25 protein-coding genes are annotated in these 20518 nt (G+C 37.7%); 16 read left to right on the top strand and 9 right to left on the bottom strand.

The window, feature by feature from the left end; all coding sequences use genetic code 11:
* Window positions 1-228 precede the first annotated feature (228 nt).
* The 4 genes from V7164_RS10530 to V7164_RS10515 form a co-directional block, all read right to left on the bottom strand.
* A complete protein-coding gene (locus V7164_RS10530; RefSeq protein ID WP_335345691.1) occupies window positions 229-1116 on the bottom strand; it encodes a ClpXP adapter SpxH family protein in 888 nt (295 codons plus the stop codon).
* A complete protein-coding gene (locus V7164_RS10525; RefSeq protein WP_335354056.1) occupies window positions 1113-1520 on the bottom strand; it encodes a globin in 408 nt (135 codons plus the stop codon). The genes V7164_RS10530 and V7164_RS10525 overlap by 4 nt, the downstream gene beginning before the upstream one ends.
* Before the next feature lie 224 nt (window positions 1521-1744).
* Complete coding sequence (locus V7164_RS10520; RefSeq protein ID WP_335354055.1) at window positions 1745-2383, bottom strand: lytic transglycosylase domain-containing protein; 639 nt, start codon at window positions 2381-2383, stop codon at window positions 1745-1747.
* A gap of 17 nt (window positions 2384-2400) precedes the next feature.
* Window positions 2401-2991, bottom strand: coding sequence for a CYTH domain-containing protein (locus V7164_RS10515; protein ID WP_335354054.1), 591 nt, complete (start codon window positions 2989-2991; stop codon window positions 2401-2403).
* 152 nt (window positions 2992-3143) lie between these two features.
* Here V7164_RS10515 and V7164_RS10510 point away from each other — a divergent pair, with 152 nt between their 5' ends.
* The 4 genes from V7164_RS10510 to V7164_RS10495 all read left to right on the top strand — a co-directional run bounded on the left by V7164_RS10510 (window position 3144) and on the right by V7164_RS10495 (window position 6022).
* A complete protein-coding gene (locus tag V7164_RS10510; protein ID WP_335354053.1) occupies window positions 3144-3518 on the top strand; it encodes a hypothetical protein in 375 nt (124 codons plus the stop codon).
* Window positions 3519-3614: 96 nt separating this feature from the next.
* Window positions 3615-4265: a GTP pyrophosphokinase gene (locus V7164_RS10505; protein WP_335345686.1), complete on the top strand. Its 651-nt coding sequence runs from the start codon at window positions 3615-3617 to the stop codon at window positions 4263-4265.
* A 23-nt stretch (window positions 4266-4288) separates the two neighbouring features.
* A complete protein-coding gene (locus V7164_RS10500; RefSeq protein ID WP_335345685.1) occupies window positions 4289-5083 on the top strand; it encodes an NAD kinase in 795 nt (264 codons plus the stop codon).
* Window positions 5084-5119: 36 nt separating this feature from the next.
* A complete protein-coding gene (locus V7164_RS10495) occupies window positions 5120-6022 on the top strand; it encodes an RluA family pseudouridine synthase (RefSeq protein ID WP_335345684.1) in 903 nt (300 codons plus the stop codon).
* A 28-nt stretch (window positions 6023-6050) separates the two neighbouring features.
* On the opposite strand, the gene prpE is transcribed toward V7164_RS10495, so the two are convergent.
* Window positions 6051-6785 (bottom strand): bis(5'-nucleosyl)-tetraphosphatase PrpE, encoded by a 735-nt coding sequence (gene prpE / locus V7164_RS10490; RefSeq protein ID WP_335354052.1) that lies wholly within the window; start codon window positions 6783-6785, stop codon window positions 6051-6053.
* Between the two features lie 321 nt (window positions 6786-7106).
* On the opposite strand from prpE, the gene mgtE reads away from it, so the two are divergent.
* The 4 genes from mgtE (at window position 7107) to V7164_RS10470 (ending at window position 11945) form a co-directional block, all read left to right on the top strand.
* Window positions 7107-8450: a magnesium transporter gene (gene mgtE / locus V7164_RS10485; protein WP_438824029.1), complete on the top strand. Its 1344-nt coding sequence runs from the start codon at window positions 7107-7109 to the stop codon at window positions 8448-8450.
* Between the two features lie 47 nt (window positions 8451-8497).
* Entirely contained in the window at window positions 8498-10360 is a 1863-nt protein-coding gene (locus V7164_RS10480; protein WP_335354050.1) for a monovalent cation:proton antiporter family protein, read from the top strand.
* Window positions 10361-10462: 102 nt separating this feature from the next.
* On the top strand, window positions 10463-11233 hold the full coding sequence (fabI, locus tag V7164_RS10475) for an enoyl-ACP reductase FabI (RefSeq protein ID WP_335345679.1): 771 nt from the start codon (window positions 10463-10465) through the stop codon (window positions 11231-11233).
* Between the two features lie 142 nt (window positions 11234-11375).
* On the top strand, window positions 11376-11945 hold the full coding sequence (locus V7164_RS10470; RefSeq protein WP_335354049.1) for a CotO family spore coat protein: 570 nt from the start codon (window positions 11376-11378) through the stop codon (window positions 11943-11945).
* A gap of 52 nt (window positions 11946-11997) precedes the next feature.
* On the opposite strand, the gene V7164_RS10465 is transcribed toward V7164_RS10470, so the two are convergent.
* Window positions 11998-12597, bottom strand: coding sequence for a CotY/CotZ family spore coat protein (locus tag V7164_RS10465; RefSeq protein WP_335345677.1), 600 nt, complete (start codon window positions 12595-12597; stop codon window positions 11998-12000).
* Window positions 12598-12729: 132 nt separating this feature from the next.
* On the opposite strand from V7164_RS10465, the gene V7164_RS10460 reads away from it, so the two are divergent.
* The 7 genes from V7164_RS10460 (at window position 12730) to V7164_RS10430 (ending at window position 16686) form a co-directional block, all read left to right on the top strand.
* Window positions 12730-13086: a DUF1360 domain-containing protein gene (locus tag V7164_RS10460; protein WP_335345676.1), complete on the top strand. Its 357-nt coding sequence runs from the start codon at window positions 12730-12732 to the stop codon at window positions 13084-13086.
* Window positions 13087-13733: 647 nt separating this feature from the next.
* On the top strand, window positions 13734-14210 hold the full coding sequence (locus V7164_RS10455; protein WP_335354048.1) for a sporulation protein: 477 nt from the start codon (window positions 13734-13736) through the stop codon (window positions 14208-14210).
* A gap of 13 nt (window positions 14211-14223) precedes the next feature.
* On the top strand, window positions 14224-14700 hold the full coding sequence (gene spoVAC, locus V7164_RS10450) for a stage V sporulation protein AC (protein ID WP_335354047.1): 477 nt from the start codon (window positions 14224-14226) through the stop codon (window positions 14698-14700).
* On the top strand, window positions 14700-15719 hold the full coding sequence (spoVAD, locus tag V7164_RS10445; protein WP_335345673.1) for a stage V sporulation protein AD: 1020 nt from the start codon (window positions 14700-14702) through the stop codon (window positions 15717-15719). The genes spoVAC and spoVAD overlap by 1 nt, the downstream gene beginning before the upstream one ends.
* Window positions 15720-15734: 15 nt before the next feature.
* Entirely contained in the window at window positions 15735-16091 is a 357-nt protein-coding gene (gene spoVAE / locus V7164_RS10440) for a stage V sporulation protein AE (RefSeq protein ID WP_066294855.1), read from the top strand.
* A 106-nt stretch (window positions 16092-16197) separates the two neighbouring features.
* Window positions 16198-16323: a YjcZ family sporulation protein gene (locus V7164_RS10435; RefSeq protein WP_335345672.1), complete on the top strand. Its 126-nt coding sequence runs from the start codon at window positions 16198-16200 to the stop codon at window positions 16321-16323.
* 108 nt (window positions 16324-16431) lie between these two features.
* Window positions 16432-16686 carry a stage VI sporulation protein F gene (locus V7164_RS10430; RefSeq protein WP_335345671.1) on the top strand — a complete coding sequence of 85 codons (255 nt, stop codon included), beginning with the start codon at window positions 16432-16434 and terminating at the stop codon, window positions 16684-16686.
* 57 nt (window positions 16687-16743) lie between these two features.
* Here V7164_RS10430 and V7164_RS10425 read toward each other — a convergent pair whose 3' ends face one another.
* Window positions 16744-19065, bottom strand: a complete 2322-nt coding sequence (locus V7164_RS10425; protein WP_335354046.1) for an ATP-dependent helicase — start codon at window positions 19063-19065, stop codon at window positions 16744-16746.
* A 149-nt stretch (window positions 19066-19214) separates the two neighbouring features.
* Between V7164_RS10425 and V7164_RS10420 the strand changes: the two genes are divergently transcribed.
* Entirely contained in the window at window positions 19215-19478 is a 264-nt protein-coding gene (locus tag V7164_RS10420) for a hypothetical protein (protein WP_335345669.1), read from the top strand.
* A 49-nt stretch (window positions 19479-19527) separates the two neighbouring features.
* Here the strand turns inward: V7164_RS10420 and V7164_RS10415 are convergent, their stop codons facing one another.
* Together V7164_RS10415 and V7164_RS10410 are read right to left on the bottom strand one after the other, a co-directional pair.
* Window positions 19528-19950, bottom strand: a complete 423-nt coding sequence (locus tag V7164_RS10415) for a GNAT family N-acetyltransferase (RefSeq protein WP_335345668.1) — start codon at window positions 19948-19950, stop codon at window positions 19528-19530.
* Window positions 19951-19959: 9 nt separating this feature from the next.
* Window positions 19960-20472 (bottom strand): YjcG family protein, encoded by a 513-nt coding sequence (locus V7164_RS10410; RefSeq protein WP_335354045.1) that lies wholly within the window; start codon window positions 20470-20472, stop codon window positions 19960-19962.
* Between the last annotated feature and the right edge of the window lie 46 nt (window positions 20473-20518).

Genomic DNA, 20518 nt, shown 5'->3' with positions numbered 1-20518 from the left:
GTAATGTATTTGACAATATTGTGAATAAAAGCACAAACTTATTGTGCTCTCTCTAAATTCATGTTATATTACAGACATGAAGTTGATCACATACAAACACCTACCCCTTGTTTGACCGTGAAAGATTTCTCCCATCCCCTTTTTTTCGTATTATATATAAAAAAAGACCATGCAGACTAAATTAGTTTGCATGGTCTTTTTTGGGGTATAGAGATATAAGAAATGAGTTCAAAATTCATCTAAAGAATTAAACTTCCAAAACATTCCGTACTTAACGGGAATTTGTTCGACTATTTGCTTTAATTGCAGCTTCTTCATTTCGCGGTCTACTTCATTGATCGTCATATTGTAGACAACCGCAATTTCCTTGGAAGCAACAAATTTAAAATACTTTAGAAAGATTTCTAAAGGGGGCGGAGCTGAGCGTTCAGGCTTTTCTACCAGCATTTCATCTAAAATTTGCTCATACACTTCATAAGGATAAACACCAGTAACTTTTATTCCTTCATCCTCGATATTTTCATTAAAAAAGACAAGGGTAGGAATTTCGTGTACATCCATTTCTGCGGTAATTTTTAAGTCACATTGAAAGGCCTTTGCTGCACTATCAGAGTGAATATCAGAAATAAATTCTGCTACATCCAAGCCCACACTTTCTGCACACTCTCTTAATACATCCAGGCTTGAGACATTTTGCTTTTCCAAGAATAACACTTCCTGCAATTTTCGCAAAAACCGTATTCCGGCTCTTCTGCCTTGCAGCTCTGCAGCTTTTATTGCAACTGATGCAAGATGCGGGGATGAAATGGGATTTTCAAACCAAAGGTTCCCGTCACAGGACATTCCTGAACGGCTTGCTGTTTTTTCCCAAAGCTCAGCAATATTTTCGTAGCTATGCTTTCTGCCTATATTTAATGTCGACAATCTTCCGCTTATGACATGCTTAATGGAAAAATAACGACCATACTCAATCATGAGTTTTTTTAAGATGGGTTCAAGGGCCCAGCATTCAGGACAAAGAGGATCAATGAACAAGTACAATTCAAGCGGCTTTTTCTCATTGCCATGACAATGAGGTGATGGCGACTTTGATTCGAATGATTCCTGATTGTTCACAAGTTCTCACCTTTCATCATTTCATTTTCAGATGTATTAATCATATGCTGTGCAGTTAAAAAGAGTCTTGCATAAAAATCTTCTCTTATTTGTCCTTCCAGTTTAACCTCATCCATTGCTTCTGTCATACATGAAAGCCATGCCTTGGCTCTAGTTTCGGTTATTTCGAAAGGCAGATGCCGGGCACGAAGCATCGGATGACCATGTTCAGATGTATATAATGGGGGGCCGCCCAAGTATTGGGTTAAAAATTGCTTTTGCTTTCTTGCCGTTTCCGTTAAATCATCTGGAAAAATAGGAACGAGATCGGGATGTTGTCCCACGCGACGATAAAAAGCTTCCACAAGTAGGTGGAGCTTCTCTTCCCCAATCGCATCGAACGGTGTATGCATTTTCTCGACCATAATAAAAAATCTCCCTTATTTGAGTTATATAATGTTAAGCCTAATAGCAGATATAATGAAAAATGATTAGCAATTGATCAAGTAATCTCTTTTCATTCTATCAATGAGTGATTTTTAACTCAAACAAATAGCTTTCAAAAAATTTCAAGGGAATTTTTTGAAGGGGCAGTCTGCCTTAATTTTTCAACAAAAAATGTCTATTGAAGCAATAGACGAAGGTAAGTTCAGGACAGAAATGCACTCTTAATTTTTCGAACGTAATTAATCGTTTCTTTGAATGGGGGAATCCCACCGTGTTTATCCACATTTCCTGGTCCAGCATTGTAGGCTGCTAAAGCTAGTTCAATATTTTCATCATATTTATTTAGCATTTGACGTAAATATTTCGCTCCGCCAAAAACATTTTCTTGCGGGTCAAAAACATTTTTCACACCTAATTCCTTTGCTGTTTCTGGCATAAGCTGCATTAATCCAGATGCGCCTGCATGGCTAATCGCTGACGGATTAAAATTAGACTCCTGCTTTATGACTGATTTTAACAATTTGGCTGGAATACGATAATGCTCTGATGCTTTTTCAATAATTTCATCAAAAGTTGTGTCCGTGCCGGAACCTGATAGTTTAGTAAGCATGAATGGTGGCAGTGATGGCCTATTTATCACCGGTGAAGGGCTGTTATCGGTATAACTGGTTAACTTCTCAAATTGATTTTCACTTACAGTTGAATCAGGCAAATTCGTTTCTTGTAATAAATGATTCAGCAGCTCCTGAAATACTTGGCTATTTTCTGAAGAAGCTTGAGAAATGTCAAAGTTTTTTAGTGCCTGCAAGTCTAGCATAATTTTTAATTGCTCTACATTCATTTTCTTAGTTCTCCTTTTTAAAAACCAGCTTGCTGATTATATTTTTCTTTATAAAAACGCATAATTTTATTGTCAGTTTTACGTATAGGGATATCTAAATTTAATAGCAGTTCTGAAAACACTTCGAGGCCTTTTTCTCTATTACTTACTTCATATTCTATCTCAAAATCCTCTTTATTTAAATAATAACTATGATCCAATACGATTAATCCATTCCTATAGGCTGTTTCGGCTCTAATTGTTGTTAATGCGCCAAAATACTGCATGAGGTTAGGATCGATCTCCATTGCCTCAATTATATTTCTAATAGATTCAGCCATTATTTTTCCAGTGTTGAACATGTTCTCAGCCATCTCATCAGTAAGATGTTCATTCGTCTCAAGAAGTCCGTCCCCGTGAGGCTGCTTAAGAGTTAATTCAAATTTATTATTCTTTCTTCTAATTCTAAGGGCACAGCCGGCCTTTTTTAATGCAAAATCTTTCGTATCAAAATAATGATTTTCCTGTGTGAAAAAATTTTCATCGTTAAACTGAAAAAAGTTTTTTAACTTGTTGAATTCTTGTTTTGTAAGTATATTTTTTAATTCAATTTCAATTGTTTGCGACAAATTCTTCATTCCTTTCAAAGGGTTACAGTCTAATTATCTCCTTCATAATTGTTTACTGCAATTTTTTTGGGAAATAGATTCTGCTAAATACTTATATTAGGGTTTTATTGCCCGATAATCTGCGATAAAATAAGATAAGTTTGGAGGTAGAAATGATGACAAAAAAAATATCAATAATTGACGCAAGTTTCAAAGTGAATGAAAAGGCAGTTGAAATCAAAGTAGAGGAAGGTTACGCCGTAATTAATTTAAAGCCAATGGAGCAGATGTTAGTTGATTCAGATAATCTTTCCTTTATTTACATAACAGACATGGATGAAGAGTATACATATTTAGCCATCCCGCAAACCATTTGGTCGCAGCTTAAGGAAGCATTGGATTTGGAGTTTAAGGTTTATTTAACAGATGGTAAGGATCGAATCCATCTTCCGGGATTTATAGAAGAGTTCGGCTACCTAATTGAAAATATTAAAGGGAATAGTAATTACGGAGAAGATATGGTTAAAAAAGTCGAAAGCATTTTTTAATCAATTGAATAATCATCCGCCCATACATAATCTAGCCTACATTCCTTTTAAGGCAGATTTTAATTAGACAATATTTTCGGATGAGGTGTTGATGACGTGAAAAATTGGGATCAATTTTTAGCTCCATATAAGCAGGCTGTGGAAGAATTAAAGATAAAGCTTAAAGGAATGCGTAAACAATTTGAACAAGAAGGTACTCACTCGCCAATCGAATTTGTAACGGGAAGAGTAAAGCCTATTGCAAGTATACTTGATAAGGTAAATCAAAAGAGTATTCCATTAGATATATTAGACACGGAATTGCAGGATATTGCAGGACTTCGAATGATGTGTCAGTTTGTAGATGATATTAAAAAGGTTGTTGAATTGTTAAGAAAGCGAAATGACTTTGAAATAGTGGAAGAACGAGATTATATTTCTCATAAGAAGGTAAGCGGCTATCGTTCTTACCATGTTGTCATTCGCTACCCAGTTCAAACGATTAACGGTGAAAAACAGATTTTAGCTGAAATTCAAATTCGTACACTTGCGATGAACTTTTGGGCTACCATTGAACATTCGCTAAATTATAAGTATAAGGGTCAGTTTCCAAAGGATATTCAAATGAGACTTCAAAGGGCAGCAGAGGCAGCCTTCATGCTTGATGAAGAAATGTCGCTAATTCGAGGGGAAATCCAGGAAGCCCAAGCCTTTTTTTCAAGAAATAAAGAACAGCAAGGCAACAACCCTAAGTCACATAAAAGTTAAATGTTTGTAAAGGAGATATTGCGATGAAATTTGCCATTACCTCGAAAGGCGATAATAAATCTAATGCACTCATGCATAAAATGAGAACGTATTTATTGGATTTTGATCTTATTTATGACGAAGAGAAGCCTGATATTGTCGTCTCAATTGGCGGGGATGGCACGTTGTTGTACGCTTTTCATCGTTATACCGGCCGTTTGGACAAAACAGCATTTGTTGGGATTCATACGGGGCATTTAGGCTTTTATGCGGATTGGGTGCCTGAGGAGATTGAGAAACTCGTAATTGCGATTGCGAAAACTCCATTTCAGGTGAGTGAATACCCGTTGCTGGAGGTTATTATTCGATATCAGCATGGGGGCAGAGAAACCCGCTATCTTGCCTTAAATGAATCAACGGTTAAGGCGGTTGATGCCACCCTCGTAATGGATGTAGAAATACGCGGGCAACACTTTGAACGGTTTAGAGGGGATGGGTTATGCGTATCAACTCCTTCGGGGAGCACCGCCTATAATAAAGCATTAGGCGGCGCAATTCTTCATCCTTCCTTATCTGCTATTCAAATTGCGGAAATGGCTTCTATCAATAATAAAGTGTTTCGGACTGTTGGCTCACCGCTAGTTCTTCCCGCACACCATACTTGTATGTTAAAGCCGGTTAATGGCCCTGATTTTCAAATTACAATTGATCATTTAAATCTGCTTCATAAGGATGTAAAATCAATTCAATTCCGGGTGGCCGATGAAAAGATCCGCTTTGCCCGCTTTCGACCGTTTCCTTTCTGGAAAAGAGTTCATGATTCATTTGTGGCTGATTAAAATAGTAATGAAAGAAAAAGGTGGACAAGAATCGGGATGTCAAGGTTTGAACTAATGTGGCACATAACTTCAGAGGACGAAAATAAAAACATCAAAGATTTTTTATATGAAAAGGATATTTCGAAAACGTCTTTAACAGATATTAAATTTAAAGGCGGTTTTATTTCTGTAAATGGAAATGAAACAACGGTCCGTTATTCTCTAAAAGAAGGTGACATCCTGATTATTGGATTTCCAGAAGAAATTCCAAGTGATGGGATTAGAGGGGAAGAGCTTCCGCTAAACATATTGTATGAAGACGACTTTATACTAGTAGTAAATAAGCCTGCTGGCATTAGTACCATACCTTCAAGGGAGCATCCTGACGGCAGCCTCGCAAATGCCTTAATCGGCTATTATCAGCAAATCGGTTTAAACGCAACAACCCATATCGTAACAAGACTTGATCGTGATACATCAGGAATCGTCCTAGTAGCCAAGCATCGGCATATCCATCATTTGTTTAGCAAGCAGCAAAAAGCTGGAATGATAAACAGAGAATATGAAGCGCTTGCTGAAGGGGTCCTGAAAGAAGAGAGCGGTGTTATTAGGCAGCCAATAGCAAGAAAGAAGGATAGTATTATTGAAAGAGAAGTTAATCCAGAAGGGCAATATGCCTGCACTCATTATGAGGTCATTCGTATATATCGGGACTTTACTTATCTAAAGCTAAGACTTGAAACAGGGCGTACCCATCAAATCCGAGTGCATATGTCTTATTTAGGCCATCCATTGCTCGGAGATGATCTCTATGGTGGAAATCTTGACTTGCTTTCACACCAGGCACTGCATTGCAGCAAGCTTTCGTTTGTTCATCCCATTACGGAAGAAAAGCTGACTTTTAATCAGGAATTGCCTGATGATATGAGAAAAATACTTCAGATGGAGGGTGACTGTTAGTAATGGTCACCCTTTACTTTTGTAAGAGCTAAATCTTTCGAAACTTTTCTTCAACAAGCGGCAATGTTGATGGTACGGACACAATCTCCATTTCTGGGTATTTTAGAGCGGATAATTTGTTTCCAAATACAGCACCTGTATCGATATTGTATGTATTATTCACGATCCTGACCTCCTTTACAGGTGTGTGACCATACACAATTACCGCTTTTCCATGATAGGCTTGAGCCCAATCTCTTCGGACAGGCGAGCCGTCTGGATTTTTTTCTCCTGTAATATCTCCATATAGTACGAAGGTTTTTACCTTTTCAGAATGCTGGCCAATATAGTCTTCACGTATGCCTGCATGGGCAATGATTAGCTTCCCTCCATCTAGCACAGCATAAAGCGGAGCATCCTCATACAGGTTCATAAATTTTTCTCGAATAGCCTGTTGATTTTTCTTATCAAGAGAATCATATTCGGCAGCGGTCGTTTCAAGGCCATGGGTAAGCTGAACTTTATTCCCCAAGAAGAAGCGGTATAGCTTGTTGCAATGATTTCCAGGTACATAATATGCGTAACCTCCGCTAACAAGCCTGCAAACAATTTCCGCCACTTTTAAAGAGTGTGGACCACGATCTGTTAAATCTCCTACGAATGCTAATTTTCTGCTTTTGTCGTGAATGGGTATGCCCTTCTCCCAGCTGTAGCCAAGCTTAATGGTCAGCTCATTAAATTCATGAAAACATCCGTGAATATCTCCTATAATATCAAGCTTCATACGTAACTCCTTTTTTACTTTTATCATATCAATAAAGGCGATTCTTATCCTGATTATCTACTCAAAATAGTTAAATTTTATTGCTTCATAAAATGGTTAGCTAAGGTTAATTCATGATATAAAAGGGTAAAGAGGGGAAAGTATGGGGAGATATTCTTTTATCATAAGTTAAGCTAGATAAATGGTTATGTTTTTGCTTAAATCAAGCGACAAGGATGTTATAATTTGCTAGTATTATGGAGTATTCAGGCGTATATGCTTGATGAAGAGAGGGGGCTGTGAAATATGGAGGAAGCTTTAAGTGAGAAAGCCACTCATCATATGGACAGGGAATTGCTCATCAATTCTTTACAAAATGAAGATATAGAAAAATTCCGGGATGAATTTCTAGAGCTGCATCCTTATGATCAGGCTTCATTTTTTAAGGAATTAGATGAAGACACGCGTGAAAGAATTTATCATTATCTTTCCCCAGAAGAAATGGCAACATTATTTGAAAACTTAGAAATAGATGATGAAAGCTATCAAGATGTCTTGGCAGAAATGAATCCAAACTATGCAGCTGAAATGATTTCAAAAATGTACGTTGATGATGCAGTTGATGTCTTAAATGAGCTTGAAAAGGATCAGGTTGTCAGTTATTTAACGATTATGGATGAAGAAGCAGCACAGGAAATCAAAGATCTGCTTCATTATGAGGAATATACAGCCGGAAGTATCATGACAACTGACTTTGTTTCCATTGCTTCCAATCAGACGGTTCGGTCTGCCATGTATATATTAAAAAAAGAAGCGCCAAAGGCAGAAACGATTTACTATATCTATGTTCTTGATGAAGAAGAGAGACTAGCAGGAGTCATTTCCCTTAGAGATTTAATTGTGAATGATGATGACACAATGATTTCAGAAATAACAAATGAAAGAATCGTCTCGGTATCCGTTGGCGATGATCAGGAAGAAGTTGCGCGAAAAATAAAAGATTATAATTTTCTAGCGCTGCCTGTTGTCGACTTTCAAAACCATCTGTTAGGAATCATAACGGTTGATGACATTATGGATGTTATGGAAGAAGAGGCATCTGATGATTACTCGAAGCTTGCTGCAGTGTCAGATATGGATACAATTGACCGCAGTCCTTTTTCAGCTGCCCGCAAAAGGCTGCCATGGCTAATTATCCTCCTGTATTTAGGGATGGGAACGGCAAGCCTTGCTGCTCGTTTTGAAGCAACGCTGGAGAAGGCGGCCATATTAGGGGCATTCATAACTTTAATTGCCGGAATGGCTGGAAATACTGGAACACAGGCATTAGCCGTTGTTGTTCGTGGGATTGCAACCGGTGATTTGGAAAAAGAAAGCAAGCTCAAGTTAATTTATCGAGAAGCTGGTACTGGCTTAATCACTGGTACAATTTGTGGAGTCCTTGTCACGGTAACCATTTTTATTTGGAAAGGGAATTTATATTTAGGAATATTAGTTGGAGTTTCTATTTTTTGCACCTTAATTATTGCAACTTTAGCTGGTGCGATCATTCCGTTAGCTATGCACAAATTCAAAATTGACCCAGCTGTTGCTTCAGGTCCCTTCATTACCACAATCAATGATATTATCAGTATTTTAATTTACTTTACTATCGCAAATATGTTTTTGGGGTTTTTACCTAAATAGGTGCCAGACACCAGTTGTGGACACTTGCTGATTGAAGGAGTGATTAGATGGAAGAACATGGTGTTTCGTTAGCTTCTTTGGTCATTGTGATCGTAATAGCTTTCCTAACACCGATATTATTGCATCGGTTAAAGATCCATTTCATACCCGTTGTCGTTGCGGAAATTTTGATGGGGCTTTTGATTGGGAAAAGCGGCTTTAATCTTGTTCAGCCAGATATGTGGCTTGAAACGCTTTCAACACTTGGCTTTATTTTTCTAATGTTTCTTAGCGGCCTAGAAATTGACTTTACTGCATTCTCTAGTAATAAGAAGCGGGAAAAGCTGCCAAGCGGTAAATTAGAGCCGAACTCATTTTCTGCATCGTTTATTATATTTGCTGGGATATTTCTTGTTTCATTGGGGCTTTCCTATTTATTTGTAATAGCCGGATTTATTGAAAATGCTTTTTTGATGACCTTAATTATCTCTACTATTTCATTAGGTGTTGTCGTCCCAACTTTAAAGGAAGCTCATCTCATGAAGACTGGCATAGGCCAAATTATTCTATTGGTTGCTGTTATTGCTGACCTAGTCACAATGATTTTACTAGCCGTATTTGTTTCTCTTTATGATGGCGGAGAAGGCAATGTGTGGTTATTGCTTATTCTTTTTGCTGCAGGAGTCCTCTTATATTTTATTGGAAGACGATTCAAAAACGGAAATTTTTTCGAGGCTATGTCGACTGGGACTGTTCAAATAGGCACGAGAGCTGTATTCACCTTAATCATCCTGCTCGTTGCATTATCTGAATCAGTGGGGGCAGAGAATATTCTCGGCGCCTTCCTTGCAGGCGTGCTTGTATCCTTGCTAGCTCCTAATCAGGAAATGATTCATAAGCTTGACTCTTTCGGTTATGGCTTTTTAATTCCAATATTTTTCGTAATGGTCGGTGTTGATCTAAACATTTGGTCATTATTGAGCGATGAAAAAATGCTCTTGCTAATACCTCTCTTGCTTATTGCCTTGCTAGTTTCGAAGCTTGTACCTGTCTACTTATTAAAGAGATGGTATGATATGAAAACGGTTATGGCTTCAGGTTTTCTTTTGACATCGACTTTATCATTAGTTATTGCCTCTGCAACGATTGGCGAGAGAATTGGTGTTATTACGGCCGAAATGAGCGGAACATTAATCTTAGTTGCTGTTATTACGAGTGTATTTACCCCTGTTGTCTTTAAAAAATTATTCCCAAGGGAAGCAAATACTCAAAAATCATTAACAGTGGCATTTATCGGTGCAAATCAACTGACACTCCCAGTATATCGGGAACTTCATTCAAGCCATTATAAGACGACCCTTTATCATAAAAAACGAGAGAAGGCAGATAAAAATTTAGCGGATTCCTTATTCGATATTGTGGAACTAGACAACTATTTAATTGAAACGCTAGAAGAGCAGAATGTTTTACAATCAGATATTGTTGTAATCTCAACTGGAGATGAGGAATTAAATGCTACACTTGCCATTGCCGTTAAGGAACAGGGAGTGGAGCGGGTCATATGCCGACTTGAAAGCCCCGACCTTCAAGAAAGTATGAAGGAGCATAACATCGAAGTTTTTTCAGTATTATTGTCACAAAAAACCTTGCTAAGAGCATTAATCGAAACACCAAGTGTTATGGATATATTAACAAATCAGGAAAATGCATTGTATGAAATCGAAATGCTTAATGAACAATTTAATGGCATGACTTTAAGAGAGTTTCCTTTTACGGGGGATGTCATTATTGTGAGGATTTTTAGGGGACTTGATTCCATTGTTCCACATGGGGAAACGGAGCTCCATATAAACGATCGTTTAATTGTGACTGGAACAAAAAAATATGTCGATGATTTAAAACGGGAGCTTGAATTTTGTGAATGGTGCTGAATAGAATCATTTTCAACTCCTTTCTTTCCTTTTTCTAAATATTATAGTAAAATTAGTACTAGGTACTAATAACATGTAACAATACTTAGGGGGCTGGAAAGAATGACTCTTTCTTTAAATGGAAAAACCTTTGTTGTCATGGGTGTAGCAAATAAGCGCAGTATCGCATGGGGGATTGCTAGATCCCTTCATAATGCAGGCGCCCGATTAATTTTTACTTATGCGGGTGAACGCCTGGAGGGAAGTGTTCGTGAGTTAGCTGAATCCCTTGAGGGGGCAAATTCCCTTGTTTTGCCTTGTGACGTAACAAATGATCAGGATATTGACAAATGCTTCGCAGAAATTAAAGAGCAAGTTGGCACAATTCACGGACTTGCACATTGTATTGCTTTTGCTAACAAAGAGGAGCTTCAAGGCGATTACATGAATACTACGAGAGACGGATTTTTACTGGCACACAACATTAGTTCCTACTCTTTAACTGCTGTAGCGAAGGTTGCGAAGGATTTAATGACTGAGGGAGGAAGCATCGTTACCTTAACGTATTTAGGCGGTGAGCGTGCAATCAAAAACTATAACGTCATGGGTGTTGCGAAAGCTTCTCTTGATGCGAGTGTTAAATATTTAGCCAATGATCTTGGTAAAGCCGGTATTCGAGTCAATTCTATTTCTGCAGGTCCAATTAGGACACTTTCTGCAAAAGGGGTAAGTGATTTCAATTTAGTCCTTAAGGAGATTGAAGAGCGATCTCCACTACGGAGAACAACTACACCTGAAGAGGTTGGCGATACGGCTGCATTCCTTTTTAGTGATTTATCCCGTGGTATTACTGGTGAAAATATTCACGTTGATTCCGGTTTTCATATCCTGTAATATAACAGCCCGTTTCCATGTGAAACGGGTTTTTCTTTTTGCCTACAGCAATAATATCGTCACCTTTTCCCTCCAAATGGAAACGAAAGCATATTATTTGCATACTTATAAATGAACCCATTTGTTATGGAGGTAGATAATCATGCTAAAAAAGAATAAGAAAGAACCCTTTTTCCATATTTTGCAGCCAACAATACAATTCCCTAAGGCCAATATGCAGGAAGTTTACACAAACAAAAAAGAAGATAATGATGTGACCCCGCATTCGTCTCATACTTTACTAGAACCTGATGAAATGGAGGAGAAAGAGGGAAATCCTGCACACTTACATGATTCTGGTGAAGTACAGAATGAGGAAGTGAAGGAAAGTACAAAGGCTACAGAAATAATTGAGGAATTCGAAGCTGAAAACAGAGAAACACAAGAGGATAAGCCTTTCACGCCACATATTAAAAAAATGCCGAGCCTATCTTTTAAACGGCTTAAGAGCTTTAAAGCAATGAATACCGAGGAACGTTTAAATTATTTATTGAACTTTCCTAAACAGCTTCCACCCGTCCCTTGTACGTTTGAAACGGATGCGAGCAGCTTTCGAGGGGTATTGATTGGAAAAACAGAGGAAATGATTGAAATCAAGTTATTAGATGGTAAAACGAAAGAACTTCATATTCAATCAATCAAAGAAATCCGAATGGTTGGATTAAGAAAATAGCATAAAAAAATAGCCAGCCGTTTTAAACGACTGGCTTCTTTTTTCATTAATGTTATTCGCAAATATTTAAATCTACGTCAGCAATACATTGGACTGCACAGAAGCAGCTAAGGTCAACTGTAATGCAGTCTCCTGTACTGCGGAAAAAGTCAACATCGCATACTGCATTTAAGTCAATGACGCCATCTTTTACAAGGTTTACTGGCTTAAATCTTTGCATTTGCTGATTTTGATTCTGTCCTTGTTGGTCTTTATCTCCCTTGCTTTCCATTTTAACCGGTTCTAGGACACGAAGGACTGCACAGCAGTTATCAAATACATCTTCAACCCTGAAGAAGATGGAGACACATGCTTGATCTTTGTCTTTGCTATCTCTTCCCATACCCATACCCATTCTAGTTCTATTATTGGTGAAAAAAGCATGGAAAGGTGTTCCATCATCAGTGCTAAGGACAATAACGCGTGTATCCGGGCGCATTGGTCTTCCCTTTGCAGCAGGTGAGATAGCTCCAAGCGGTTCTAGAAAGCAGTTGGAAGGGCATTGGCATTCTTCTTCTGCATTTTCTTGAATATCTTTTATCGCACGGACTACTTCACATACACAGCCCTGATTGTGATTTTTGAAGTTGTCGTCTTTTTTTCCACAACCCATTATAGTTTCCTCCTTATTTGATTCTTGTGATACTACACTAATAACATATTGCTGAAGTGCCCTATGGGTTACGGACAAACGCCTTGTTTTATTAAAAAATAGGCAATTTTTTTACGAAAGGATGGAAATAGCTTGGAATTATCCTTAATGGAATTATTGATACTAGCCCTGGCAAGCTTTAGACTAACTAGGTTATTGGTCTATGACAAAATAACTGAATTTTTAAGAAGTCCTTTTTTTGATGAATTAGAGGAGAAAAATGAAGCTGGAGGCATTGATATTTATGTTACTCCGAAAAAAGGCGGCATTCGCGGATTTATCGGTGAATTGCTAAGCTGCTACTGGTGTACGGGTGTTTGGACATCTATTTTCGTGTGTGTTGTGTATATATACTTTATGTCATTAGCTATTCCTATCCTTATTATTCTTGCTGTGGCAGGGCTGGCATCCATTATTGAAACAATTGTTCAAAAAATGCTAAATGAATAACCAATATAGGCCGCTGATTTACACAAGCTTAAACTGTTGCTCATATATTATATGAAGGGAACTAGTAAATGCCAGCGAAATGTGGGTAAAGAAAGGTCAAGTATGAACCATAAGAATGAAACTTAATAAGGGGTGAGAGTAATATGTATAAAAAAAGTTCTGTACTAATAAAGAATCAAGCAAATCAACCAAATCAACCAAATCAACCAAATCAACCAAATCAACCAACAAAGAAGAAAAAAGGTTGTGGATGCGGGAAGACAACGAAAAAAACAAAGTAATTGCACACAGTCGGAAATTCCGGCTGTTTTTTTAATGTCTGGCTTCAGGTTGCTTTTTATTTACATAATTTGGTGGTTTGTAAATTCATAAATTTTCTATGAATCGTGGACAATAAATGAAGAAATGCTTCACTTCATTCAGCAAAAAGTCTTCTATTTCTATAAGTCAGAGATGATTGTCTAAAACATCTAATTCAGTCGGGGTTCAAACTCTGGCTGAATGAAGTGAAGCCTCCGGCGGATGCCTCAGATTTTTTAGAGGAAATTATCGAGCCAGCTCGATAAAAATCTGGGCGCAATTTCGCCGAGGCGAAATTGATTTATGAAGCTGCTTGTGATAACGGACGAAAAAGGAAGGGAAGATTTATGAGGACAAAATTTTGCATTATTATGTTCATATTTGCTGCAGGATTATCAGGCTGTGGGATAGGGACTGACGAGCCGAAAAAGAGTGAGCTGGCGTTAGTGAAAACGACAAATCCAAGTCCGGCATTACTTGAAAGCAACACGGAAGAAAAGCTTGATTTAGTGGAAAGCATTAAACAAGACATCAGTTCTATGAAAGAAATATATGATGTTGCGGTCTTAAAAGGAAAAAAGGATACGCTAGTAGCCTATAAGGTAAAGCATATGTACCGGTTTCAAATGAAAAAAATCGAGAAGAGAATGTCGGATATGCTGGAGAAAAAATACAAGGACGAAAAATTCACGGTCTCCAGTGATTATAAAATTTTCCTTGAAGCTATAAAGCTAAATGAAAGAATGAAAGACCCGAATTTCACAGATAAAAAAGCAAATCAAAAATTACAAGAAATAATTAGGCTTAAACAAGAAATGGCATAGAAAGGAGAATATTATGGGGAAGGACCAGAAGAAACTTACACCCGAGCAACAAAAATATCAAACATTGCAGCAAAAGCATGAGCTGAAACGCCCCATCTTAAAAAACTGCCTTAGAGCCTTCTGGGTGGGCGGCGTAATTTGTGCAATTGGACAGGCCATTACGTATTTCTATATATATTATTTCGACTTTACAGAGCAAACAGCTGGAAATCCCACTGTTGCCACGATGGTTTTCCTTTCTATGCTTTTTACAGGCTTCGGCGTTTACGATCATATTGCCCAATACGGTGGAGCGGGAACTGCTGTACCTGTAACAGGGTTTGGAAATGCAGTTATTTCTGCAGCGATTGAACACAAAACGGAAGGATTTGTTCTTGGAGTTGGGGGAAACATGTTTAAGCTAGCGGGCTCTGTCATTTTATTCGGAGTCTTTTCAGCATTTGTTGTTGCTTTAATTAAAACGATATTAATTCAATGGGGTGTTTTGTAATGCTTAGAGGGAAGCAATCTTGGGTATTCCAGAATCGTCCTATTATTGCGGCAACCGGTGTATCAGGAGGTCCATTTGAAGCAAATGGTAAACTTGCGAATGATTTCGATGTTCTGCATGATGATTTATGGATGGGACAGGATTCATATGAAAAGGCTCACAGAGTACTAATTGAAGAAGCCTGCGAAGCAGCTTTAAAAAAGGGCAATCTGCAGGAAGACGATGTTCACTTCTATATTGCGGGAGATTTAATTAATCAAATTACCCCAACAAGCTTTAGTGCAAGAACGAATCAAATTCCGTATTTTGGAATATTCGGAGCTTGCTCTACTTCTATGGAGGGTTTAGCACTCGCCTCATTTATCATTAATAATCAAGGTGCCAAATATATACTTACAGGCGCAGCAAGTCATAATGCGGCTGCAGAAAGACAGTTTAGATATCCCACTGAATACGGCGGACAAAAGCCCCCTACAGCTCAATGGACGATTACTGGTGCAGGGATGGCCCTTGTAAAAGTAAACGAAGGCAATGAAAATCTTCCCTATACAACTGCTGCAACCATTGGCAAAGTCGTTGATATGGGAATCACGGACCCATTTAATATGGGGGGGGCGATGGCGCCTGCTGCTGCCGAAACCATTAAAGCTCATTTCAAGGATTTACAATTAGATCCATCATACTACGATTTAATTGTAACTGGAGATTTAGGACAAATTGGGCAAAGTGCAACTCATGAGTTATTGACGAATGCTGGATTGAAAATTGAAAAGGATAAATTCCAAGATTGTGGATTGCTTATATATAAAGACTATCAGCCAGTCAATTCCGGGGGGAGCGGAGCAGGCTGTTCAGCAACCGTTCTTTATGGACATTTGCTGAATCAAATGAAACAGGGTGTTTATAGGAGAATTTTAGCTGTGGCTACTGGCGCACTTTTGTCACCATTAACCTTTCAGCAAAATGAGACTATTCCCTGCATTGCACATGCGGTTTCAATCGAAATGGATAACAAGTGAAGGAGGGGTATACAGATGCTTCCAATGTTTTTTTGGGCTTTTGTCGTTGGAGGAATTATTTGTGTGATTGGCCAATTATTATTTGATGTTGCGAAACTAACACCAGGACATACTTTAAGCCTTCTTGTCGTGATAGGAGCCATCCTAGATGGTGTTGGTCTATATGAGCCATTAATTGATTTTGCTGGTGCTGGTGCAACTATCCCCATTACAAGCTTTGGGAACTCACTTGTTCATGGGGCGTTAAATGAAGCGGAGAAGCATGGCCTTGTAGGCGTATTAACAGGAATGTTTGAGGTCACAAGTTCAGGTATTTCCGCAGCTATCGTATTCGGATTTATCGGGGCCCTTATCTTTAAGCCAAAAGGATAAAAAATCCATTTCTTAAAATCATAAGACAAATATAGGAGCTTGCCCACACACCTTTTCATCATATTTCATATTGTGTTAAAGAATAAATAAAGTGAGGTGTAAGGATATGGGCTTTGGTTTCGGAGGATGCGGCTTTGGTGGATGTGGTTTTGGTGGCGGCTTCCACTCAAATTTCGTCTTGATTGTTGTGTTGTTTATCTTATTAATTATTGTTGGTGCCAGCTTTTTATAATACTTCTAAAAAACAGGTAGATGTTTTCCATTAGCCTGTTTTTTTTTCACGTTTTACGCCCAATTTCATAGTATATAAAGTAGTTTATGAAAGGGCGTGAATCTAAAAATGGATAATAATTTGTTTAAGAATATTGAGCAGAAAACTGGCGTTAATATGAAGGATGTATTTGAATTAGCTAATTCATTACAAAATGCAAATTTTAAAGATGAAAAAACAGTGAGAAGTGTCATTAGAAGGGTGTCGCAAATTGCAAATAGGCCAGTAAATAAAGAAACTGAGGACAAAATTGTAAAATCAATTATCACAGATGGCAAACAGCTTGATTTTGGCACCATTTCACAAATGATTAATAAAAAATAAAGAAAAAAAAGGCTGTCCTAAAGAAAAGGTGCCAGGCACCTTACAGGACAGTCTCTCTTATTGTTGCGAAATTTCCTTCATTACCATTGATTGCTTTGGAATAGCGGAAAGGAATCTTGAGGGGGCAGCCTGCTTTCCGCGTCTTTTTTCGGGAATTGAAATGTACAAGTATTCCATAGCTCTTGTAATTGCTACATACAGAAGTCGACGCTCCTCTTCAATTGAGGAAGAATCTCCATTCCGAAATGCTTCTAAGGCATAATCATGAGGCAAATTTCCATCAACGGTCCCTAATATATAGACGACTTTATACTCTAGTCCTTTTGCTCGGTGTATCGTGCTTAATGAAATAGCATTTTGATTTTTTTTGCTGAAAGCCTTCATTTCCTTATTCATAGCTCGCATATGGTCTGCGTGATTTAATAAATCCTCAATTGAAGTAAAGTTCCTTGCAGCAACTTTAAGGTCTTTAAGGTCATCAGAGCCTTTCTCCATCTTATTGCCATCAGCGCCCCTCTTTTTAACAAAGTCTTGAAATCCGAGCTCCTTTTCAATGGCTTCAATTGCTGAAACAGGTGACATTTGTGATAAAGATCGGATCACTTTTACACTCTTTTTCAATTTATTTTCTTGAAAAGAAAAACCTGTTTTTATATATTTCAGGCATTCAAGAAGGGAGCAATCTTTTAAAATACTTTCTGCGATCAAATCCCTCATCGCTGTTTGCTTTACAAAAAGAGCCGGAAGAATATTCTTAAGCGCATCTTGATTATCTTCAATAATAGACAGCTGTAAAAAGCTCAGCATACTTTTTACGATAAAACGGTCATAAAAAGACTCCGCATCCATTTCAATCCTGAAGGGAAGGCTGGAGTTAGTCAATCGTTCAAAAATGGCGCGGCTTCCGGTATTTGTACGGAATAAAACAACGATGTCACTTGGCTGAAAGCCTTCTGCTATTTTTTCCTGCATATCAGTAACAATTGCCGTCGCTTCTTCTTCTTCATCATAAGGGTAGAAAACAACTGGCGGATTTGTTCCAGATACTTGAGCTTGCATTTTCTTCACATGGCGATTTTTATTTTGTGAAATTACTTCATTTGCAGTAGATACAATTTCATGTGAAGAACGGTAATTTTGACTTAATATGACGATTTCTGCTGTAGAAAAGTCTTTTTCAAAATCTAGCAGGTATTGGGGATTACTGCCGCGAAAAGCATATATAGATTGGTCATCATCCCCAACTGCACATACATTTTGCGTTTGTGCTGACATCATTTTAATTAATTCATACTGTATTTTATTAATGTCTTGAAATTCATCAATTAAAAAGTATTGAAACCGCTTTTGGTACTTGGCTAGAATTGACGGTTCATTTTGAAATAATGTATAACATCCAAGCAGCATATCATCGAAATCAAACCATTCATTTTTCCTTTTCTCTTGCTCATAAAGCTGATAAAGAAGAGCAACCTGTTCCTCCCAGGCAGATTCAGGTCTAACCTGATCCGCGGGTATGATGGAATTTTTCCAAAAGCTAATTTGCTGTAAAGCGAGATCAAAGGCGAATTCCTTCTCATCTATGTTTAAGGTTCTTCCAGCCTGTTTTATAAGCTGGTCCCGCTGCCAGCCCTTGCTTAAAAGTTTAGAAGCAGACCATTCCTGGGGAGAATGAAAGACTAATATCCGATAGAAAAGACTATGAAAGGTGCCAGATACAATTTGCTGAATTTTATGTTGGTCAATGCTTGGGTAGGTCAAGAGCCTTTTCTTCATTTCTGCAGCGGCTTTCGCTGTAAAAGTAACGAGCATAATTGATTTTGGGTCAATTCCATGCTCAGTAATCATGAAAGCAGTTCTTGCTGTCAATACCCGAGTTTTTCCGCTGCCGGCTCCTGCAAGAACAAGGAGCGGTCCATTTACACGGGATACAGCCTTAGCCTGATTATGATCAAGAACGACACCAGCTTCTTTTAAATCATGTAAATAATGAAATGATTCATTCATTTCATATCGTTTGGCTGGAGTAAAAGGAGTTTTTATTTTCAATGTCTGTGCTTTTTTATAAGTGTTTCCTGCCGGAGTTTCTGCTGTTATGGATCGGGATTTTGGAATTCTAAATCCATTTTGTTCCTTATACTCTTGTTGTTCGTTATGTTTTGATATAAGGAGGGTTGGAGGATCCCCACACTTCTTATCTTCCTTATGTATATGATAAAAGAAAGGTTCCTTTTCAATCCCTATGTAGAACCGAACAGGATCACCACAAGCTGGGCAATGGAGCTTTCCCTTTTTGCCATTTTCATAAATAAATTGGTATAATTCTCGGTTCATATGATTCAAATCAATGATTGCATTATTAAACTTCGCTGTTTTCATCTAGTAATCCTCAACTTTGCCTTTGTTTAGACAAACCCTATCATAACAAAAAAGCATATGACTTCGAAAGTTTTTTAAGAAAATGGTCATAAATAGAAACCTATTTTCGTATTTCTATAGAAAGTGTTTGTACAAAGAAGGAGGAAAAAATGGGGTATATTATTCCAGTTAACCATTATCAATATAGCCAATATGCGGAGAGAGTGGGTATCAAAAAGTATGACCCATATCGATTCGTTCCTATTAATCGAATAAAGCCTTCAGTCAATCCTTCAGAGAAAGAACATTCACACGAGCTAACCCCCACTGACAAAAAAACATCAGGAAAAAATCAGAAAGTGCCTAATGATCGAATGGAAAGATTATATGGAGAAATTACAGGGAAGGGACTTCTTTACAGTGACTTTGCCTAGTGGTAGTTACTTACGAAAAAAAACTTCTGTCAAGGTGACAGAAGTTTTTTTACAGATCTTTTTTCATTGTCCGATGGGGGATGCCTGCATCTAAAAACTCATCAGAGATTATTTCATAGCCTAAGCGGCTATAAAAAGGAATGGCATGTGTTTGGGCATTTAGCTTTACAGAATGAATGTCATGCTCTTTGGCATATTCCTCAATTTTCTGCATAATCATTTTTCCCGCACCAGTTTTTCGCTTGTCTTTAAGGACGCAAATTCTTTCAGCTTTCCCAATCCCATCAATTGTTCGAAATCTGCCTGCACCTATTGGAGATTCTCCGTCATATTGAACAAAATGAATGGCTAAGTCATCATACTGATCGATTTCTTCTTCTTCGGGAACCTGCTGTTCCTGAATAAAAACAATTTTGCGAACAGATAATGCATCCTGTAATTCTTGATGATTTCCTACGACTTTTACAATCATACTAGTTCCCTATTCCCTTCCAAGTCGAAATGTTTCGTATACAGTCCATGATCCGTTTTCTAGCTGATACAACAGGTGGAAACGGTCAACGCTGTCCTCATAATTAAATTGGTTCATTCTTAGCGTGCCATAAACATCTGAATGCTCATCATTAGAGAGGTTCTGCCCAACCGTAATATGAGGAACAAATGCATAATCGGAATTTTCGATATTAATTTTATCATTTATTTCGCTTTGAAGCTCTTTCAGCTCTTCTGATCCTTCTATTTTTAAATAGATAACATTGTTAACAGGTTTAAAAGAACTAAACTTTGTCGATTGGATATTAAAAGGCTGATAGTTGTTTGAAATTTCGTTTAAAGTAACTGTAAGCTGATCCATATCTTTTTCTGGTACATCGAATGATGATTTTAGCGTAATGTGCGGAGGAATTAAGGAATAATTCGGATCATACCTTTTTCGGTAAGAATTCGCAAAGTCCTGAAGTTTTTTTGATGGAAAAATAACAATACCTAATTTCATCACATGACCTCCATATTAGATTTTTAATGTATTATATAATAAATAT

Origin of the sequence: Bacillus sp. JJ1474 (genome assembly GCF_036965225.1) — a bacterium.
Taxonomy (GTDB): domain Bacteria; phylum Bacillota; class Bacilli; order Bacillales; family Cytobacillaceae; genus Cytobacillus.
Note: the sequence above shows the minus strand (reverse complement) of the source record. Positions and strands in the feature narration are given on the sequence as shown.